This is a genomic window from Micromonospora sp. NPDC048063 (assembly GCF_043202855.1).
GTDB lineage: Bacteria > Actinomycetota > Actinomycetes > Mycobacteriales > Micromonosporaceae > Micromonospora.
This window is the reverse complement of record NZ_JBIDBG010000006.1, coordinates 238,479-254,738: the sequence shown is the minus strand read 5'-3', so window position 1 is coordinate 254,738 and position 16,260 is coordinate 238,479. Positions and strand designations below refer to the sequence as shown.

Below are 16,260 nucleotides of genomic sequence, written 5' to 3'. Positions count from 1 at the left end.
CACCGGATCGGAGACGTCCAGCGGGACCGGGTCAGCGGGTCTGCTCCAGCCAGGAGGCGTAGAGCAGGCCGTAGACCGACTCCGGGTCGCGGACCAGCTCGTCGTGCGGGCCGCGCTGCACGATCCGGCCCCGGTCCACCACGATCACCTCGTCTGCGGACTGCGCCGTGGAGAGCCGGTGCGCGATGGCGAGCGTCGTCCGCCCCCGCGTCACCGCGTCCAGGGTGCGTTGCAGCCGCACCTCGGTGGCCGGGTCCACCGCGCTGGTCGCCTCGTCCAACACCAGCAGGTCCGGGTCGGCCACGTACGCGCGGGCCAGCGCGACCAACTGCCGCTCCCCCACGCTCAGCGCCTCGCCCCGCTCCCCCACCGGGGTGCGCAGGCCCGCCGGCAGCCCCTCCAGCCAGTCGGCCAGGCCCAACTCCGTGAAGGCAGCGGCGAGCTGCTCGTCGGTCAGCTCGGGGCGGGCGAAGCGGACGTTCTCCGCCACCGTGGCGTCGAAGAGGAAGCCGTCCTGCGGCACCATCACCACCCGCGACCGCAGCGAGGCGAACCGGACCTGCTCCAGCGGCAACCCGGAAAGCAGCACCCGGCCGGCGGTCGGGTCCATGAGCCGGGTCAGCAGCTTGGCGAACGTGGTCTTGCCGCTGCCGGTCTCGCCGACCACCGCCACCCGGCTCTTCGCCGGGATCTCCACGTCGATCCCGTGCAGCACGGGCGGGCCGCCCGGGTAGGCGAATTCCACCCCCGCGAAGCGGATGTCCAGTGGGCCGGGCGGCAGCTCGCGCCCCTGCTCGCCGGGGTCGGCGACGTCCGGCGCGACGTCCAGCACGTCCAGCACCCGGCGCCAGCCGGCGATGGCGTTCTGCGCCTCGTTGAGCACCTCCGTGGCGATCTGCACCGGCTGGATGAAGAGGGTGACCAGGAAGAGGAAGGCGGTCACCTCGCCGACGCTCAGGGTGCGGTCGGCGCCCAGGGTCACCCCGAGCACCACCACGCCCGCGAGGGCCAGCCCGGCCGCCAGCTCACCGACGGAGCTACCCAGGATGCTGATCCTGATCGCCCGCTGCTGCGCCCGCCGCTGGCCGTCGATCGCCCCGTCGAGCCGGCGGGCGGTGCGCCCGGCGATCCCGTACGCCCGGATGACCGGCGCGCCGACCACGCTCTCCCCGATCGCGCCGAGCAGCGCTCCCGTGCGCTGCCGGACCACCCCGTACGCCCCGGCGAGGCGGCGCTGGAGCACCCGGATCACGAGCACGGCGGGCAGGAAGGCGGCGTAGACGAGCAGGGTCAGCTGCCAGGAGTACGCCAGCATCACCAACGTGGTGACCACCAACTGGCCGAGGTTGATCACCAGGATCACGCCGCCCCACTGGAGGAACTGGGTGATCTGGTCGACGTCGCTGGTCACCCGCGACACCAGCGAACCGCGCCGCTCGGACTGCTGGTGCAGCATGGACAGGTCGTGCACGTGCCGGAACGCCCGCACCCGCACGTTGGCCAGCGCGGTCTCGCTGACCGTGAACAGCCGGCGCATCATCAGGTAGCCGCAGACCGTGGTCACCAACAGCACGGCGGCGGTGGCGGCGACCACCGTCCAGACCACGGTCAGGTCGAGACCGCCGACGATGCCGTTGTCGATGCCCTGCTGCACAGCCACCGGCACGGCCGCCCGGCCGACCATGTAGACCAGTGCCAGGCCGAGCGTGCCGGCGAGGCCGACCCGCAGCTCCGGGGAGAGCGCCAGGCCTCGCCGCAGCGTCTGCCAGGTCGTCTCGGTCGCCTCGGCCGTCTCGGCCTCGGTCGCCCCCTGCGCCTTACCACTCACCGGTCCACCTCGATCTCCAGGCCCGAGCTCAGCGGGGCGACCTCGTCGTACGTCTCGTCCTTGGCGTGGTCGACCTCGGCCTGCTCGTAGGCGGTGACCAGGTCGGCGTAGCCGGGCACGGTGGCGAGCAGCTCGGCGTGGGTGCCACGGGCGACCACCCGGCCCTGCTCCAGGTAGACCACCTCGTCGGCCAGCGCGATGGTGGCCCGCCGGTAGGCGACCACCAGGATCGACGCGGCCGGCGCGCCGGGCTCCCCGGCGGAGGACCGCAGCCCGGCCAGGATGGCCGCCTCCACGCGGGGGTCGACGGCGCTGGTCGCGTCGTCGAGGACGAGCAGGCGTGGCCGGCCCGCGAGCGCGCGGGCCAGGGTGAGCCGCTGCCGCTGGCCGCCGGAGAGCGAGGTGCCCCGCTCGCCGACCTTCGTGTCGAGACCGTCGGGCAGCGCGGCGACGAAGCCGTCCGCCTCGGCAAGCCGCAACGCGGCCCAGACGTCGTCGTCGCCGATGCCCGGCCGGTCCAGGGTGATGTTGGCCCGCACCGTGTCGTCGAAGACGAACGGCACCTGGGCGACCAGCGCGGCGGTGCGGGCCAGCGAGGCGGCGGTGAGCCGGCGCACGTCCACCCCGTCCAGGGCGACCGTGCCGGCCCCGGGGTCGACCAGCCGCACGGCCAGCGAGGCGATCGTGGACTTGCCGGCGCCGGTCGGCCCGACCAGGGCGACGGTCTTCCCCGCGGGCACGGTGAAGGAGACCTCGCCGAGCACCTCCGTGCCGGGCAGGTGCGCCTCGGCGGGCTCGTAGCCGAACCGGACGCCGGCGAAGGTGAGGGTGGCGGGGCGGGGGTCGGCCGGGTCGAGCGTCGTGTCGCCGTACGGCATCTCGCCGGTGGCGTCGAGGACCCGGCGGACCCGGTCCCAGCCGGCGACGCTGCGCGGCAGCTCGGCCAGCACCCAGCCGATGGCCCGGACGGGGAAGGCCAGCACGGTGAAGAGGAAGGCGACGCTGACCAGCTCGGCGACGCTGATCGCGCCCTGCCGCAGCCGGAACGTGCCGACCACCAGCACCGCGAGGGTGCCGAGGCTGGGCAGGGTCTCCAGCACGGGGTCGAAGACGCCGCGCAGCCGCCCCACCGACACCAGCGCGTCGCGCAGCTCGCCCGCGCGGGCGGCGAACCGGTCCGTCTCCTGGGCCTCCCGGCCCATCGTCTTGACCACCAGGGCGCCGTCGAAGCTCTCGTGGGCGATGCCGCTGACCTCGGCGCGCAGCCGCTGCGCCCGCGCCTGGCGGGGGGCCATCCGGCGGGAGTAGGCGACGTTGAGCGCGAAGAGCGCCGGGAAGACCGCCAGGCCGACCAGGGCCAGCGCCCAGTCGGTGGCGAAGAGCGAGGCCACCGCGCCGACCAGCATCACCAGGGTGCCGACCGCGAACGGCAGCGGGGCGATCGGGTGCCAGGCGGCCTCCACGTCGGAGTTGGCGTTGGACAGCAGGGTGCCGGTGGCGTTGCGGTGGTGCCAGGACAGCGGCAGCTCCAGGTAGCGCCGGGTGACCCGGCGCCGGTAGGCGGCCTGGAGGCGGTACTGCATGTAACCCGCGCCGAGCCGGCGGCCGAAGATGCCGGCCACCCGCAGCACGCTGATGCCGAACAGCGCGACGGCCGCCAGGGCGAGCGCCCCGACCCCGACCGAGCCGCGCTCGATCGCCGGGACCACCACGTCGCCGACCACCGCGCCCACCACGTATGCGCTGGCCACCGTCATGGCGCCGAAGAGCACGCTGCCGGTCACCGCGACCGCGAAGATCCGCGGCTGCTCCCGGATGGCCACCCCGAGGACGGCCAACCCCCGACCGAGCACGTCCCGACTTGTCCTGCTCGCCACGCTCTCCCCCGCCGTAAGCCGCAATTATCTCCCTCATCCTTACCGGTCGGGGCCGGCTCCGCCGCCCCGGGCCGCTATGTCCGCCGTCACGGCCGACCCGCCGCGCCGGCGCGCCGACCCGGGCGTCCGCGCCTACGATCGATGCCATGCCGCGGTACGCCCGATCGGAGCGCGAGGCGCTCGCCGACCTGATGCTCACGCTGGGACCGGACGCCCCGACGGTCAACGAGGGATGGACGACCCGCGACCTCGCCGCCCACCTGGTGCTGCGTGAGCGCCGCCCGGACGCCGCCGGCGGCATCCTGCTGCGACCCCTGCGCGGGTACGCCGAGCGGGTGCGCCGGCGCATCGCGGCGCGCCCCTGGCCCCGCCTGGTCGAGCAGGTGCGCCGGCCACCGGTGTGGAGCCCGGTCAGCAACCCGGTGACCGACGAGCTGGCCAACACGATGGAGTTCTTCATCCACCACGAGGACGTGCGCCGCGCCCGCCCGGGCTGGCTTCCGCGCGACCTGGCGGCCCGGCTCCAGGCGGCACTGTGGACGCGCGCCGCCGGGCTGGCCCGGCTGGCACTGCGTCGGTTCCCGGCCGACGTCTTCGTGCAGGCGCCGGGCTACGGCGCGCTCTCCGTCGGCCGGGGCGGCGAGCCCGTCCGCGTGGTCGGGGCGCCCGGCGAGCTGGTCCTGTTCCTCTCCGGCCGGCAGCGGGTGGCCCGGGTGCAGGTCGACGGGCCGACGGCGCTGGCCGACCGGCTGCGCAACGCCCACCTGGGCATGTAACGGACTGTACGGAAGTGGTCACGATCTCTCCGGCAGGCTGCCTCTACCCAACGACCGCCGCCGATCCCCTCTCCCGTACGCTGTCCCGCGCCGTCCCGCCCGGGGGCGGCGCGACAGGGGGCGCCATGCGGACCTTCGCGCTCTCGGCGCTGCGGGAACCCCCTTTTCCCGCGCGCCGGCACGACGCCACCGACCAGGTGGCACAGGAGAGCACCGAGTGGGTGCTCGGCCACGGCCTGATCGCTAACGGGCACCGGCTGCACCGGCTGCGCCGGGCCGACGCCGCCGGCCTCGCCGGTCGGGCCTGCCCGGAGGGGCCCGTCGACCGGCTGCGCCTGCTCGCCGACCTGATCTCCTGGCTGTTCGTGATGGACGACGCCTGCGACGAGGACGGCCTCGGCGACGGCCCCACCCGGCTGGCGCCGACGGTTGCCGCCATGCTGGACGTGCTGGACCGGCACGGCGACCCGGTGGCACCCGCCGGCGCCGCCGGCCCGCTGGGCGACGCGCTGGCCGACCTGTGCCGGCGCGTGCGCGCCGCCGGGACGCCGGCGGTGCTGCTGCGCTTCACCAGCCAGGTGCGGGAGTACCTGCTGGCGCTGCTCTGGGAGGCCGCGAACCGCGAGCACGGCCGGGTGCCGGAGCTGGCGGAGTACGTCCAGATGCGCCGGCACACCGGCGCGGTCCACCCCAGCTTCACCCTCACCGAACTGGCCGCCGGCGGGCGGCCGGGGGCGGCCGAACGCGCCGAGCCCGCGCTGGTCACGCTCGACCTGCTCGCCGCCGACCTGGTCTGCTGGTGCAACGACGTCTTCTCGTACGGCAAGGAGAGCCTCGCCCAGCCGGACGGCCACAACCTGGTGGCCGTCATCGCCGCCGGGCGGACCGGCGGCGACGAGCCGTCGGCCCTGCGGGCGGCGGCCGACCGGTTCAACGAGTCCCTGGCGGCCTACCTGGCGACGGAGTCGGCGCTGCTGGCCGCCGGCGACGAGGGCCTGCGACCGGCGGTGTTCGCCCGCCGCAACTGGATCCGGGCCACCTACGACTGGTCGCTGCGGGCCGCCCGGTACGCCTGAGGGCGCCCCAGGTCCCGGGGACGTGGCCCAGCCGTGATCGACCGGGGCTGGCCGACGCCCGGGGTGCAGGCAATACTCTTCGGTAACGAATACTGACGTGACGACCGTCACGCCTCCACCCCCGAAGGCGGCTACAGCGATGGCTCTCGATGTACCGTACCGCTCCATCCCGGACATGTTCCTCAAGCGCGTGGCGGCGTCCCCCGACCGCGACGCCTTTGCCCACCCGGCCTCCGACGACTCGGGGCCGGTCTGGTTGACCTGGGCGCAGGTGGCCCGCCGCGCCAAGGCGGTCGCCGCCGGGCTGCACGGGCTCGGCGTCGGCCAGGAGGATCCGGTGGCGATTCTGGCCAACACCCGGCTCGAATGGGTGCTCGCCGACCTCGGCATCATGTGTGCCGGAGGCGCGACCACCACCGTCTACCCCACCACCGAGCCGGAGGACGCGACCTACATCATCGCCGACTCGGGCTCCCGGGTGCTGTTCGCCGAGAACCCGGCCCAGGCCGCCAAGATCGCCGGAGCCGACCTGCCGGCCCTGACCCACGTGGTGCTCTTCGACGGCGCGGCCGACCCGTCCGCCGCCGTCCCGCAGCTCACCCTCGCCGAGTTGGAGGAGCAGGGTGCCCGGGCGCTGGCCGCCGAGCCCGACCTGATCGAGATGCTGGTCGCCGGGATCGGCCCCGACCACCTGGCCACCCTGATCTACACCTCCGGCACCACCGGGCGCCCGAAGGGCGTCGAGCTGCTGCACGGCGGCTGGTGCTGGGAGGGCGTGGCGCAGGCCGAGCTGGGGCTGCTCCGCGACGACGACCTGCAGTACCTCTGGCTCCCGCTGTCCCACTCGTTCGGCAAGACGCTGCTCTGCGGGGTGATCCACGTGGGCCTGCCGACGTACGTCGACGGGCGGGTGGACAAGCTGGTCGAGCTGCTCGGGGTGGTGAAGCCGACGCTGATGTGCGGCGCGCCGCGGGTCTTCGAGAAGGTCTACAACAAGGCGGTCACCACGGCCCAGGACGCCGGCGGCGCGAAGGCGAAGATCTTCGCCTGGGGCGTGCGGGTCGGCAAGGAGAGGGTCGCCCTGGAGCAGGCCGGCAGGCCGGTCCCGACGGGGCTGAGGCTGAAGTACGCGGTGGCCGAGAAGCTGGTGTTCAGCAAGCTCCAGGCCCGCCTCGGCGGCCGGATCCGGGTGCTCGTCTCGGGCGCCGCACCGCTCAGCGCGGAGATCGCCACCTTCTTCGCCGCCGCCAACCTGCCGATCTCCGAGGGCTACGGCCTCACCGAGACCAGCGCCGGCAACTTCGTCAACCCGCCGGACGGGCTGCGGATCGGCACCGTCGGCAAGGCGTTGGGCGATCTGGAGTGCCGGATCGACACCGACGGCGAGATCCTCGTCCGCGGCCGGCCGGTCATGCGCGGCTACCACAACCTGCCCGAGGAGACCGCCGCCGCGTTCACCGAGGACGGCTACTTCCGCACCGGTGACATCGGCACGCTGGACGCCGAGGGCTACCTGAAGATCACCGACCGGAAGAAGGACCTGGTCAAGACCTCGGGCGGCAAGTACATCGCGCCCTCGCACATCGAGGGAATGTTCAAGGCGACCTGCCCGTACACCTCCCAGGCGGTGGTGATCGGCCAGGCCCGCAACTACTGCACGATGCTGGTCACGCTGGACCAGGACGCGATCAGGGGCTGGGCCGCCGGCACCCCGCTGGAGGGCCGCGACTACGCCGAGATCGTCGCCTCGCCCGAGGCGCAGGCCATGGTCGAGGGATACGTCGCGGAGCTCAACACCAAGCTCAACCGCTGGGAGACGATCAAGAAGGTCGCCATCCTGCCACGCGACCTGACCATCGAGGACGGCGAGATCACCCCGTCACTCAAGATCAAGCGCAGTGGGGTGGAGAGCAACTTCGCCGCCGAGATCGAGAAGATGTACGCCGGCACGCTCGCCGAACTCTGAGCACGCCGCGTCGGCGGCCCGCCCGGCCAGGCGCGGGCCGCCGACCGTCACAGGTGGCGGCCCCGCCACCTCGTCTGCGCTGCCTCTGAGGGGTCAGCGGCCGGGCTCGGGCCCGGCGCCGTGCGCGGTCAACGACGCGTCCCGCAGGGCTCGCCGGTCCTCGCCGAAGAGCCACACCTCGGCCGCCACCATGCCGACGCAGACGACGGCGAGCACCGCGAGCGCGGCCAGCGCCGGCAGCCGGTCGGCCAGCGGCACGAGAGCGACCAGGAGAACCACCGTCACCGCCCGTGGCCAGTTCACCGAGCCCATGTTGCGCAGCCGGAAGCCCAGGTGCCCGAGCAGGTAGAGCACCACCCCGCCGTAGAGGGCGTAGAGGCCCAGGCCGTGCAGCGGGTCGGTGAGGTCGTGCGCGCTGCCGTCGCCCACGTACGACAGGACCTTCTTGAAGCCGAGCGCGAGCAGGATGATGCCGACCACCATCGGCAGGTGCAGGTACGTGTACGAGTCCCGGCCCAGCGCGGCGCGGGCCGCGCCCTCGGCCCGGTGCAGCACCTGCTCCGCCGCGATGGCCACCACGTCGAAGTACGCCCACCACAACGCGGCCGTCACGGTGATGGCCAGCACGGAGGCGACGATGATCGGCCAGGAGATCGGCAGGTGCGTGACGCCGACGCCGATGGCCACCAGCGACTCCCCCAGCGCCACGATGATGATCAGCCCGTGCCGCTCGGTCCAGTGCGCGGCCGAGAAGATCCGCCAGCCATCCGCGCCGATGGCCATGATCCCGCCGTAGTCCACGGCCAGCGCGAGCACCCACAGCGCCGTACGGATGGTGGAGGCCCGGGCCGGGTCGTCGGCGAGCTGCTGCGGCAGCAACGCGGCGGAGAAGAGCAGCAGCGCCCCGCCCAGCATGGGCAGCACCGCCCGCAGCAACTGCCGGCGCAGCCCCTCGTCGCCGCGCGCGGCGTGCCAGTAGATCACCAGGTGCAGCACCCGCACGACGAGGTAGCACGCGGCGAAGACCACCGGCCCGGAGAGCCCGCCGGGCAGGTCGTCGAAGGCCTCCGGGATGGTCACCGCGACCACGAACATGGCGGCCATGACCGCGAACAGGGCCACCCGGACCACGCCCTCGTCGGCCCGGACCGTGTTGCCGAGCCACGCGTAGCAGCACCAGCACCACCAGAGCAGGGCCAGCACCAGCAGGCCACGCAGCAACCCACGCCCGGTGAGGTCGTCGGCCATCAGGGCGGTCACCTGGGTGAGCGCGTAGACGAAGACCAGATCGAAGAAGAGTTCGAGCGGGGTCACGGTGGACCCCTCCCGCATGACCCGCATGCGCGGCGCGCGCCGCGTCGTACTACCAGTCGCCACGGCGCACAGTCTGGCAGCCGCCCGCGGTGGGGTGTCCCGGCGTCCCGGGGTCAGGCGATGACGGCCGGCTCCCGCCACTGCGGCCGGCCGCCGCGGTCCAGGTCGTACCGGACGGCGGCGATCCGCCCGACCGCCTCGACGAGGTCGGCGGCGGGCAGGGTGAACGGCAGCCGTAGGAAGCGCTCCAGCGTGCCGTCCAGGCCGAACCGGGGGCCGGGTGCCAGCCGTACGCCGACCTCCTCGCTGGCCCGGGCGAGCGCGCTGGAGATCGGGCCGTCGAGTTCGGCCCACAGGGTCACGCCGCCGTGCGGCACGGTGACCCGCCACTCGGGCAGGCGCTCGGCCAGCGCCGCCAGCAGCGCGTCGCGCTGGGCGGTGAGCTGCGCCCGGCGCGCGGCGACGATCGCCGGGGCGTCGGCGAGCAGGTGGACCGCGACCAGCTGGTCCAGCACCGGGCTGGCCATGTCGACGCCGACCCGGGTGGCGGCCAGCCGCTGCACCTGCGGGGCCGAGGCGCGGACCCAGCCGATCCGCAGGCCGCCCCAGAAGGGCTTGCTCATCCCGCCGATGGTGACCACCCGGGAGTGCCGGTCGAAGCTGGCGGTCGGCGGGGGCAGCACCGTCCCGTCCAGGGGCAGGTCGACGAAGGACTCGTCGACGACCAGGTCGGTGCCGACGGCGTGCGCGGTGCCGACCACCCGCTCGCGCAGCGACGCCGGCATCAGGTGGCCGGTCGGGTTCTGGAAGTCCGGGATCAGGTACGCCAGCTTGGGCCGGGCCTGGCGGAGGCTGCCGAGCAGCAGGTCGGCGTCCCACCCGGGCTCGTCGACGGCGAGGCCGTGGGTGGTGATCCGGGCTCGCCGGGCGGCCAGCGCGGCCAGCGCGTTGGGGTAGCTGGGCGCCTCGACCAGCACGTTGCCGCCCGGCGCGAGCGACAGGCGCAGCACCAGGTCCAGCGCGTGCTGGGTGCCGTTGGTGACCATGATCTGGTCGGGCGAGGTGGGCAGGCCACGCTCGGTGTACGCCCGGGCCACCGCCTCGCGCAGCTCGATGATCCCGGTCGGGTGGTAGCCGGCGCCGCCCAGGTAGCGCGGCAGGTCCTCGGCGGCGGCCCGGGCGGCCGGCAGCAACTCCGGCGGGGCGGCGAGCGCGGCCACCCCGAGGTCGATCATGTCCCGGTCGTCCAGCGGGGTCCACAGGCCGGTGCTCGCCACCCGGTGGGTGCCCGGGAGCATGGTCCAGCTGCCGGCACCGCGCCGGCTGGCCAGGTGGCCGCTCTCCCGCAGCTCCCGGTACGCGGCGGTGACGGTGGTCCGGCTGATCTTCAGAGCCTCGGCGAGCTCCCGCTCTGCCGGCAGCCGGACGCCCAGCGGCAGCCGGCCGTCGGCGAGCAGGCCCCGCACGGCACCGGCCAGGGCGGCGTAGTCGGGGCTGCGACGGCGGCCCGGAAGTGCATGCCACTGGCCGAGAAGCCGAGCCAATTGAGCACCCCGAACCTGACTCGTCATGGCCACCCCTCCGATATTGGCTCTTCCATCCCGCCAATTGGACCCTAGAGTGGCATGAGTGGCAGCGATTGGCAATCTCCGGCATCGTCCCGCGCGGCGGCTGACCCAGCTCTACGCGGGGCTCGTCCTCTACGGCGTGAGCATGGCCCTCATGATCAACTCCGGGCTGGGCCTCGACCCGTGGGACGTGTTCCACCAGGGCCTGGCCGAGCTGACCGGCCTCTCCTTCGGCACGGTCACCATCGCGGTGGGCGCGTTGGTGCTGCTGCTCTGGATCCCGCTGCGCCAGCGCCCCGGCCTCGGCACGGTGAGCAACGTCCTGGTGATCGGGCTGGTGGTTGACGCGACGCTGGCCCTGCTGCCGGCCGGCGGGCCACTCGGCGTACGGATCGGGCTGCTGGCGGCCGGCATCGTGGCCAACGGCGCGGCCACCGGCCTCTACATCGGCGCCCGCCTCGGCCCCGGCCCCCGCGACGGCCTGATGACCGGCTACGTCGCCCGGCGGCCCGGCCGGTCGATCCGGCTGGTCCGCACCGTCATCGAGGTCACGGTGCTGGCGCTCGGCTGGCTGCTCGGCGGGACGGTCGGCGTCGGCACGGTCGCCTACGCCCTCGCCATCGGCCCGCTGACCCAGGTCTTCCTGCCGCTGTTCACCGTCCCCGAGCCGGCGGAGGTCGCCCCGGGCCGCGTCGAACCGCTCCCCGCGACCTGACCGGTCCCACCGCAGCACCTCTGCGGCGACCCGGGCCCTCCCGGGCGGCCCGACCGCTCCCGCCAGGCCCTCCCGGCGACCGGCCCCTCCGCGAGACCTCGGCCGCGGGCGGCCACGAACCCCTGTTCCGGGACGCCGGCGCGGCGTCGGTGTTCCCTTCGGCCGCCACGCCCGGCAGAATCCTGGCATGGGGGAGAACGGTTGGCGCTGGACCGACGCCTGGATCTTCGTCTCGCTGGTGATCGCCAGCGGTGCCGGCCGGCACCGCCGGGCGGCGTCCAGCCGCCGGCCCGAGGGCGTGCGCCTCGCCGACGTGCTCTCCACCGCCGACCACCTCAACCAGGCGATCCCCGAGCGGCACGAGGTGGAGGTGGCGGTCCGCCGGCTCGTCGGGGCCGGGCTGGTCAGCGTCGCCGACGGCTGGTTCCGGATCACCGCCGACGGTGAGCGGCTCTGGCGCACCCGACCGAGCGCCGGGCTGGCCACGACGGTGGACACGGTGCAGGGCGTGCTCAGCCGGCGCCACACCCCGGTCAGCGCCGAGTGGCACCTCGACGAGGAGGAGCACGCCGCAGCCGTGCAGGAATACGTGGTGCGGTCGATCCCGGCACCCCGGCGCTCCCCGGAGAACCGGTCCCGCCCGGACTGACCCCGGCCGACGCCCCAGGCCTTCGGTCAGCGGACGGGGTGGCCTGCTCCGCGCAGCGCGTCCTTGACCTCGGCGACGGTCAGCTCCCCGAAGTGGAAGACGCTGGCGGCGAGCACCGCGTCCGCGCCGGCGCCGACCGCCGGCGCGAAGTGCGCCACCTCGCCCGCGCCACCGCTGGCCACCACCGGCACGTCGACCACCCGGCGCACCGCGCCGATGAGTTCGAGGTCGAAGCCGGCCTTGGTGCCGTCGGCGTCCATCGAGTTGAGCAGGATCTCCCCCGCGCCCAGCTCGGCGCCCCGCCGGGCCCACCCGACCGCGTCCAGCCCCGTGCCGCGCCGGCCGCCGTGGGTGGTCACCTCGAAGCCGCTGGGCGTGGTGCCGGCCGGCGCGCGCCGCACGTCGAGCGAGAGCACCAGCACCTGCCTGCCGAACCGGTCGGCGATCTCGGCGATCAGCTCGGGGCGGGCGATCGCGGCGGTGTTCACCCCGACCTTGTCCGCGCCGGCCCGCAGCAGGGTGTCGACGTCGGCGACCTGCCGGATGCCGCCGCCGACGGTCAGCGGGATGAAGACCGACTCCGCGGTGCGGCGGACCACGTCGAGCATGGTGCCGCGGTCGCTGGAGGAGGCGGTGACGTCGAGGAAGGTCAGCTCGTCCGCGCCGGCCCGGTCGTACGCCGCGGCCAGCTCCACCGGGTCGCCGGCGTCGCGCAGGTCGAGGAAGTTGACCCCCTTGACCACCCGCCCGGCGTCCACGTCCAGACACGGGATCACGCGTACCGCCACCGTCATGCCGCGAGCCTATCCTTCCCGGTGACGGCGCTGACCGGCCCTGTGAGGCCGACCACCGCCGCAGACACGGGTTCCCTGCCCCAGCGGAGGCGTCCGGAGGTGCCCGTCCGCACGCCCGGACGAGCATCCGCCCACCCGCTCAGAGCCGTCCCGCCACGGTGCGGGCCACCCGCTCCAGCGGCGCGCGGTTCTCCGCCGGGTCGTTGAGCCGCACCAGGCGCACCGACGCCCAGACCCCCGACCGGTGCACGAAGACGGCCTCGTGGCTCGCGTACGCCTCGTCGCCGACCCCGGCCAGCGGCCGCAGCTCGTGGCCGAGGTCCCGCTCGATGTCCAGGAACTTCCTCGCGCCCTCGCCCACGAAGATCTCCACCTGGGCCGTCGGCCCGCTGGTCGGCCCGGTGTAGGTGCAGGTCTCGCGCACCGGCTGGCCCTCCTCCAGCGGGGTGCCGGCGAGCTGTTCGGCCTCCCGCCGGGACACGAGCGCGCACGGGTCCGGGGCCGACGCCGCCGGCGTCGGGGAGGGCTCGGCGGCCGTGGTCCCGGTGACCACCGCCTCCCGGGTCGCCTCGACACCGGCGGCGGGCGGGGTCTCCTCCGTACCCCCGCAGCCGGCCACCGGCCCGGCCGTTGCGAGCAGCCCGGCCAGCAGCAACACGGACCGCCGGTGATGACGGATCTGCTTCACCTCGACGTACCTCCTCATGACGGTCGGAGCCGGTCACGGTCGACCAGCGCCAGCGCCACGTCGTCGGCCGGGATCCGCAGCGCGCCCCGCAGCCGGGTGACGCCGGTGCTCAGCGCGCCGACCGGCACGTCGGCGCACTCCCCCGGAACGCGGTCGTAGCGTTCGAGGACGAAGAGTCGAGTGGCCATGCGTCGACGCTAGGCCCGCCCGACGCCGGGGTAATCGGGTGTTTCCCTACCCTTCGCCGTCGGCCGCGCGGGCCATCGCGGCACCGAGTTCGGCACGGCTGGCGACCCCGAGCTTGCGATAGATCCGCGCGAGGTTGGCCTCGACCGTCTTCGGGCTGATGAACAGCGTGTCGGCGATGACGCGGTTGGTGCGGCCGGCGGCAGCGAGCCGGGCCACCTCGCGTTCCGTGCCGGTGAGCTGGCGGGGCGCGGGCGGGCGGCCCCCGGTGCGGCCCGCCTCCGCGCGGGCCCGGGCCGCCAGGGCGACCGCCCCGAGGGCCTCGAACTCGGCAGCCGCCGCGACCAGCGCCTCCCGCGCCTCGCGGCGGCGCCGCACCCGCCGGTACGCGACCCCGGCCACCAGCAGGCAACGGGCCCGGTCCAGGGGCAGCACGTCGGCGGGCACCGCGGCCCGGGCGGCGGCCAGCTCCGCCAGGGCGTCCGACGGGTCCCGGCCCCGCGCGCCGGCGAGCAGGGCCCGACTACGGGCCAGGCCCAGCCTGGTCCACGGCCGCGGCAGCCGCCGGTGCCGGGCGGCCAGCCGGTCCAGCACCGCCTCGGCGGTGGCCAGGTCACCCGCGCCGACGCAGGCCTCCAGCCAGTCCGGCTCGAAGCGCTGGGCGATCGGCTCGACCAGGCCCAGTTCGTCGACGGTCGCGGCCAGCTCGCCGTAGTGCCGGGCGGCCGCCGGCAGCCGGCCACCGGTCAGCGCGGCGAAGCCGGCCAGCTGGGCGTAGATCCGCCGCCGCCAACGGTCGTCCAGCTCGGCGGCCCGGCGCAGCCCGTCCTCGGCGACGCGGGCGGCCTCGGCCAGCTCGCCCCGGTACGCGCGGAGCAGCCCGTCCAGCCAGCGTTCGCCGGCCGAGTCGCCGCCGTACTGCTCGCCCAGTTCGCGGGCGGCGGCGATGTGCGCCGCGGCGGCCGGATACCGCCCGGCGAGCAGCTCGGTCTCCCCCAGGTGGCAGAGGAGCTCGTGCTGGGAGGGCTCGTCGCCGCGGGCGGCGGCCCGCGCCAGCATCCGGTGCAGCCGGTCGCGGGCCCGCCCGTGCTCGTCCACCGCCTTCCACCAGGCAGCCGGCACGATGCCCGCCAGCCAGGACGGTTCCTCCCCCTCCAGCGCCAGCCCCCGGTCCAGCAGGTCGACGCGGGCCGGCAGCCCGGCGCGCACCTCGTTGAAGAAGAGCAGCAGCAGCGCCGCGGCGTGCACCGGGCGGTCGGCCGGGCGGTCGGCCAGCAGGGCGACCGCCGCCTCCGCGTGCCGCCGGGCCGGGTCCGGCGCGTCCCGGAACAGGCTGAGATGCGCGTGGATCCGCCCCGCCAGCGACGAGCCGGCCGGGGCGGCGTCGAGCGCCCGGTCGGCCGCCGCCCGAACCACCTCCGGCGGCTCGTCGGAACTCCACGCGACGACCGCCCGCAGCAGCAGCGCCTCGGCGCGCGCCGGCCCGGTCAGCTCCTCGGCCGCGCGGTCGGCAGCCGCCTTCGCGGCCGGGTAGTCGCCGCTGTCGAACCGGCACTCCGCGGCGGCCAGTCGCCACCGCGTGTGCCCGCCGGGCGCGCCCGGCGGGGCGAGCCGGGCCGCGCTGTCGTACAGCCCGGCCGCCGTCTCCGGCGCCCCCCGGCTGCGCTGGCGCGCGGCGGCCGCCGCGATCTCGGCCGCCGCCGCCGGGTCGGGGCCGGCGACGCACCGGGCCAGCTGCCGGGCCCGCTCGTCCGGGTCGGTCGCGGTGTCGGCCAGCAGCCGGTGCGACCGGCGGCGCACCCCCGGCGGCACGTCGTCGCGGACGGCGGCCGCGTAGACGGGGTGGGTGAACACGACCTCCTCCCCGCGCACCGCGACCAGGCCGGCCTCCTCGGCCGGGTCGAGGGCGGCCGGCGGGACCCCGGCCCGGGCCAGCCCCGCCACGGTGGGCAGGCCGGAGAGGGCGACCAGCCGGATCGCGTGCCGGGTGTCCGGCGGCAGGGCGGCCACCCGCTCGGCGACGAGCTGCCGCAGCGACGGCGCGGCCGGCAGGTCGGCACCGGGCGCCGGCAGCTGCGGCATCCGGAGGACCGCCCGGGCCAACTCGATGGCGAGCAGCGGATTACCCCCGGCCGTCTCGGCGATCCGCACCAGCAGGGGCCGGGGCAGCGCCGTCCCGGTCTCGGTGCGCAGCACGTGGTGCAGCGCCCCCACGCCGAGCGGGCCGAGGGCCACCCGGTCGAGTCCGGCGCCGCGGTCGAGCCCGAGCGGGGCCGGCTCCGTCCCGGCGGGTGCGGCGCGGGCGGTAACCAGGACGGCGACCCGGGGCACCAGCCGGCGCACCGCGAACCGCAGCGCGCGCTCGCTCGGCGGGTCGAGCCACGGGGCGTCGTCGACGGCCAGCAGCAGCCGGGGCGCGGCCGGGTCGGCGGCGGCGTCCAGCAGCGACCGGGTGGCCGCGCCCACCGTCCGCTCGTCGACCGGCTGCGCCACCTCGTCGCCGGCGAGCAGCACCCCGCCCAGCGCCGCGCGCTGCGGCGCGGGCAGCTCGGGCACCCGGGCGGCGAGCGGGGCCAGCAGGTCGGCGAGCGCCGCGAACGGCAGCGCCGCCTCCGTCTCCGTCGGCGCGCAGGCCAGCACCAGCCAGCCGGCCCGGCCGGCCGCGGCCAGCAGCGCCCGGTGCACGACCGTCTTGCCGATCCCGGCGGGGCCCTCCACCAGCACCGACCGGCCCTCGTCCAGGGCCCGCCAGGCGCGGTCGATTACCGCGTCCCGACCGACGGCCGCCCCGTTCACCGGGTCAGTCTGGCACCGGCGGGCCGG

The 16,260-nt window shown here is 75.5% G+C and carries 13 protein-coding genes; 5 read left to right on the top strand and 8 right to left on the bottom strand.

Annotation, left to right across the window (positions count from 1 at the left end; genetic code table 11):
• Window positions 1–31 precede the first annotated feature (31 nt).
• Window positions 32–1,828 carry an ABC transporter ATP-binding protein gene (locus ACGFZ2_RS17905; protein ID WP_393454784.1) on the bottom strand — a complete coding sequence of 599 codons (1,797 nt, stop codon included), beginning with the start codon at window positions 1,826–1,828 and terminating at the stop codon, window positions 32–34.
• Window positions 1,825–3,705 (bottom strand): ABC transporter ATP-binding protein, encoded by a 1,881-nt coding sequence (locus ACGFZ2_RS17900; protein WP_393262693.1) that lies wholly within the window; start codon window positions 3,703–3,705, stop codon window positions 1,825–1,827. Before ACGFZ2_RS17900 ends, ACGFZ2_RS17905 begins: the two co-directional genes overlap by 4 nt.
• Before the next feature lie 146 nt (window positions 3,706–3,851).
• On the opposite strand from ACGFZ2_RS17900, the gene ACGFZ2_RS17895 reads away from it, so the two are divergent.
• From ACGFZ2_RS17895 to ACGFZ2_RS17885, 3 genes are all read left to right on the top strand, one after another.
• Window positions 3,852–4,481, top strand: coding sequence for a TIGR03085 family metal-binding protein (locus tag ACGFZ2_RS17895; protein WP_357701640.1), 630 nt, complete (start codon window positions 3,852–3,854; stop codon window positions 4,479–4,481).
• A gap of 125 nt (window positions 4,482–4,606) precedes the next feature.
• Window positions 4,607–5,557, top strand: a complete 951-nt coding sequence (locus ACGFZ2_RS17890) for a terpene synthase (protein WP_393454781.1) — start codon at window positions 4,607–4,609, stop codon at window positions 5,555–5,557.
• A 139-nt stretch (window positions 5,558–5,696) separates the two neighbouring features.
• On the top strand, window positions 5,697–7,523 hold the full coding sequence (locus tag ACGFZ2_RS17885; RefSeq protein ID WP_393454778.1) for an AMP-dependent synthetase/ligase: 1,827 nt from the start codon (window positions 5,697–5,699) through the stop codon (window positions 7,521–7,523).
• 93 nt (window positions 7,524–7,616) lie between these two features.
• Here the strand turns inward: ACGFZ2_RS17885 and ACGFZ2_RS17880 are convergent, their stop codons facing one another.
• Window positions 7,617–8,900 (bottom strand): low temperature requirement protein A, encoded by a 1,284-nt coding sequence (locus ACGFZ2_RS17880; RefSeq protein ID WP_393262699.1) that lies wholly within the window; start codon window positions 8,898–8,900, stop codon window positions 7,617–7,619.
• A 50-nt stretch (window positions 8,901–8,950) separates the two neighbouring features.
• Complete coding sequence (locus ACGFZ2_RS17875; RefSeq protein WP_393262701.1) at window positions 8,951–10,408, bottom strand: PLP-dependent aminotransferase family protein; 1,458 nt, start codon at window positions 10,406–10,408, stop codon at window positions 8,951–8,953.
• A 58-nt stretch (window positions 10,409–10,466) separates the two neighbouring features.
• Here ACGFZ2_RS17875 and ACGFZ2_RS17870 point away from each other — a divergent pair, with 58 nt between their 5' ends.
• Entirely contained in the window at window positions 10,467–11,120 is a 654-nt protein-coding gene (locus ACGFZ2_RS17870) for a YitT family protein (RefSeq protein ID WP_393262703.1), read from the top strand.
• 187 nt (window positions 11,121–11,307) lie between these two features.
• Window positions 11,308–11,769 (top strand): hypothetical protein, encoded by a 462-nt coding sequence (locus ACGFZ2_RS17865; RefSeq protein WP_393262706.1) that lies wholly within the window; start codon window positions 11,308–11,310, stop codon window positions 11,767–11,769.
• 26 nt (window positions 11,770–11,795) lie between these two features.
• Here the strand turns inward: ACGFZ2_RS17865 and hisF are convergent, their stop codons facing one another.
• The 4 genes from hisF to ACGFZ2_RS17845 all read right to left on the bottom strand — a co-directional run bounded on the left by hisF (window position 11,796) and on the right by ACGFZ2_RS17845 (window position 16,233).
• Window positions 11,796–12,563 carry an imidazole glycerol phosphate synthase subunit HisF gene (hisF, locus tag ACGFZ2_RS17860; protein ID WP_393262708.1) on the bottom strand — a complete coding sequence of 256 codons (768 nt, stop codon included), beginning with the start codon at window positions 12,561–12,563 and terminating at the stop codon, window positions 11,796–11,798.
• A 139-nt stretch (window positions 12,564–12,702) separates the two neighbouring features.
• Window positions 12,703–13,251 carry a hypothetical protein gene (locus ACGFZ2_RS17855; protein WP_393454775.1) on the bottom strand — a complete coding sequence of 183 codons (549 nt, stop codon included), beginning with the start codon at window positions 13,249–13,251 and terminating at the stop codon, window positions 12,703–12,705.
• A 14-nt stretch (window positions 13,252–13,265) separates the two neighbouring features.
• Window positions 13,266–13,439, bottom strand: a complete 174-nt coding sequence (locus ACGFZ2_RS17850) for a hypothetical protein (protein WP_393454772.1) — start codon at window positions 13,437–13,439, stop codon at window positions 13,266–13,268.
• Window positions 13,440–13,485: 46 nt separating this feature from the next.
• Window positions 13,486–16,233, bottom strand: coding sequence for an AAA family ATPase (locus ACGFZ2_RS17845; RefSeq protein WP_393262714.1), 2,748 nt, complete (start codon window positions 16,231–16,233; stop codon window positions 13,486–13,488).
• Window positions 16,234–16,260: the final 27 nt, after the last annotated feature.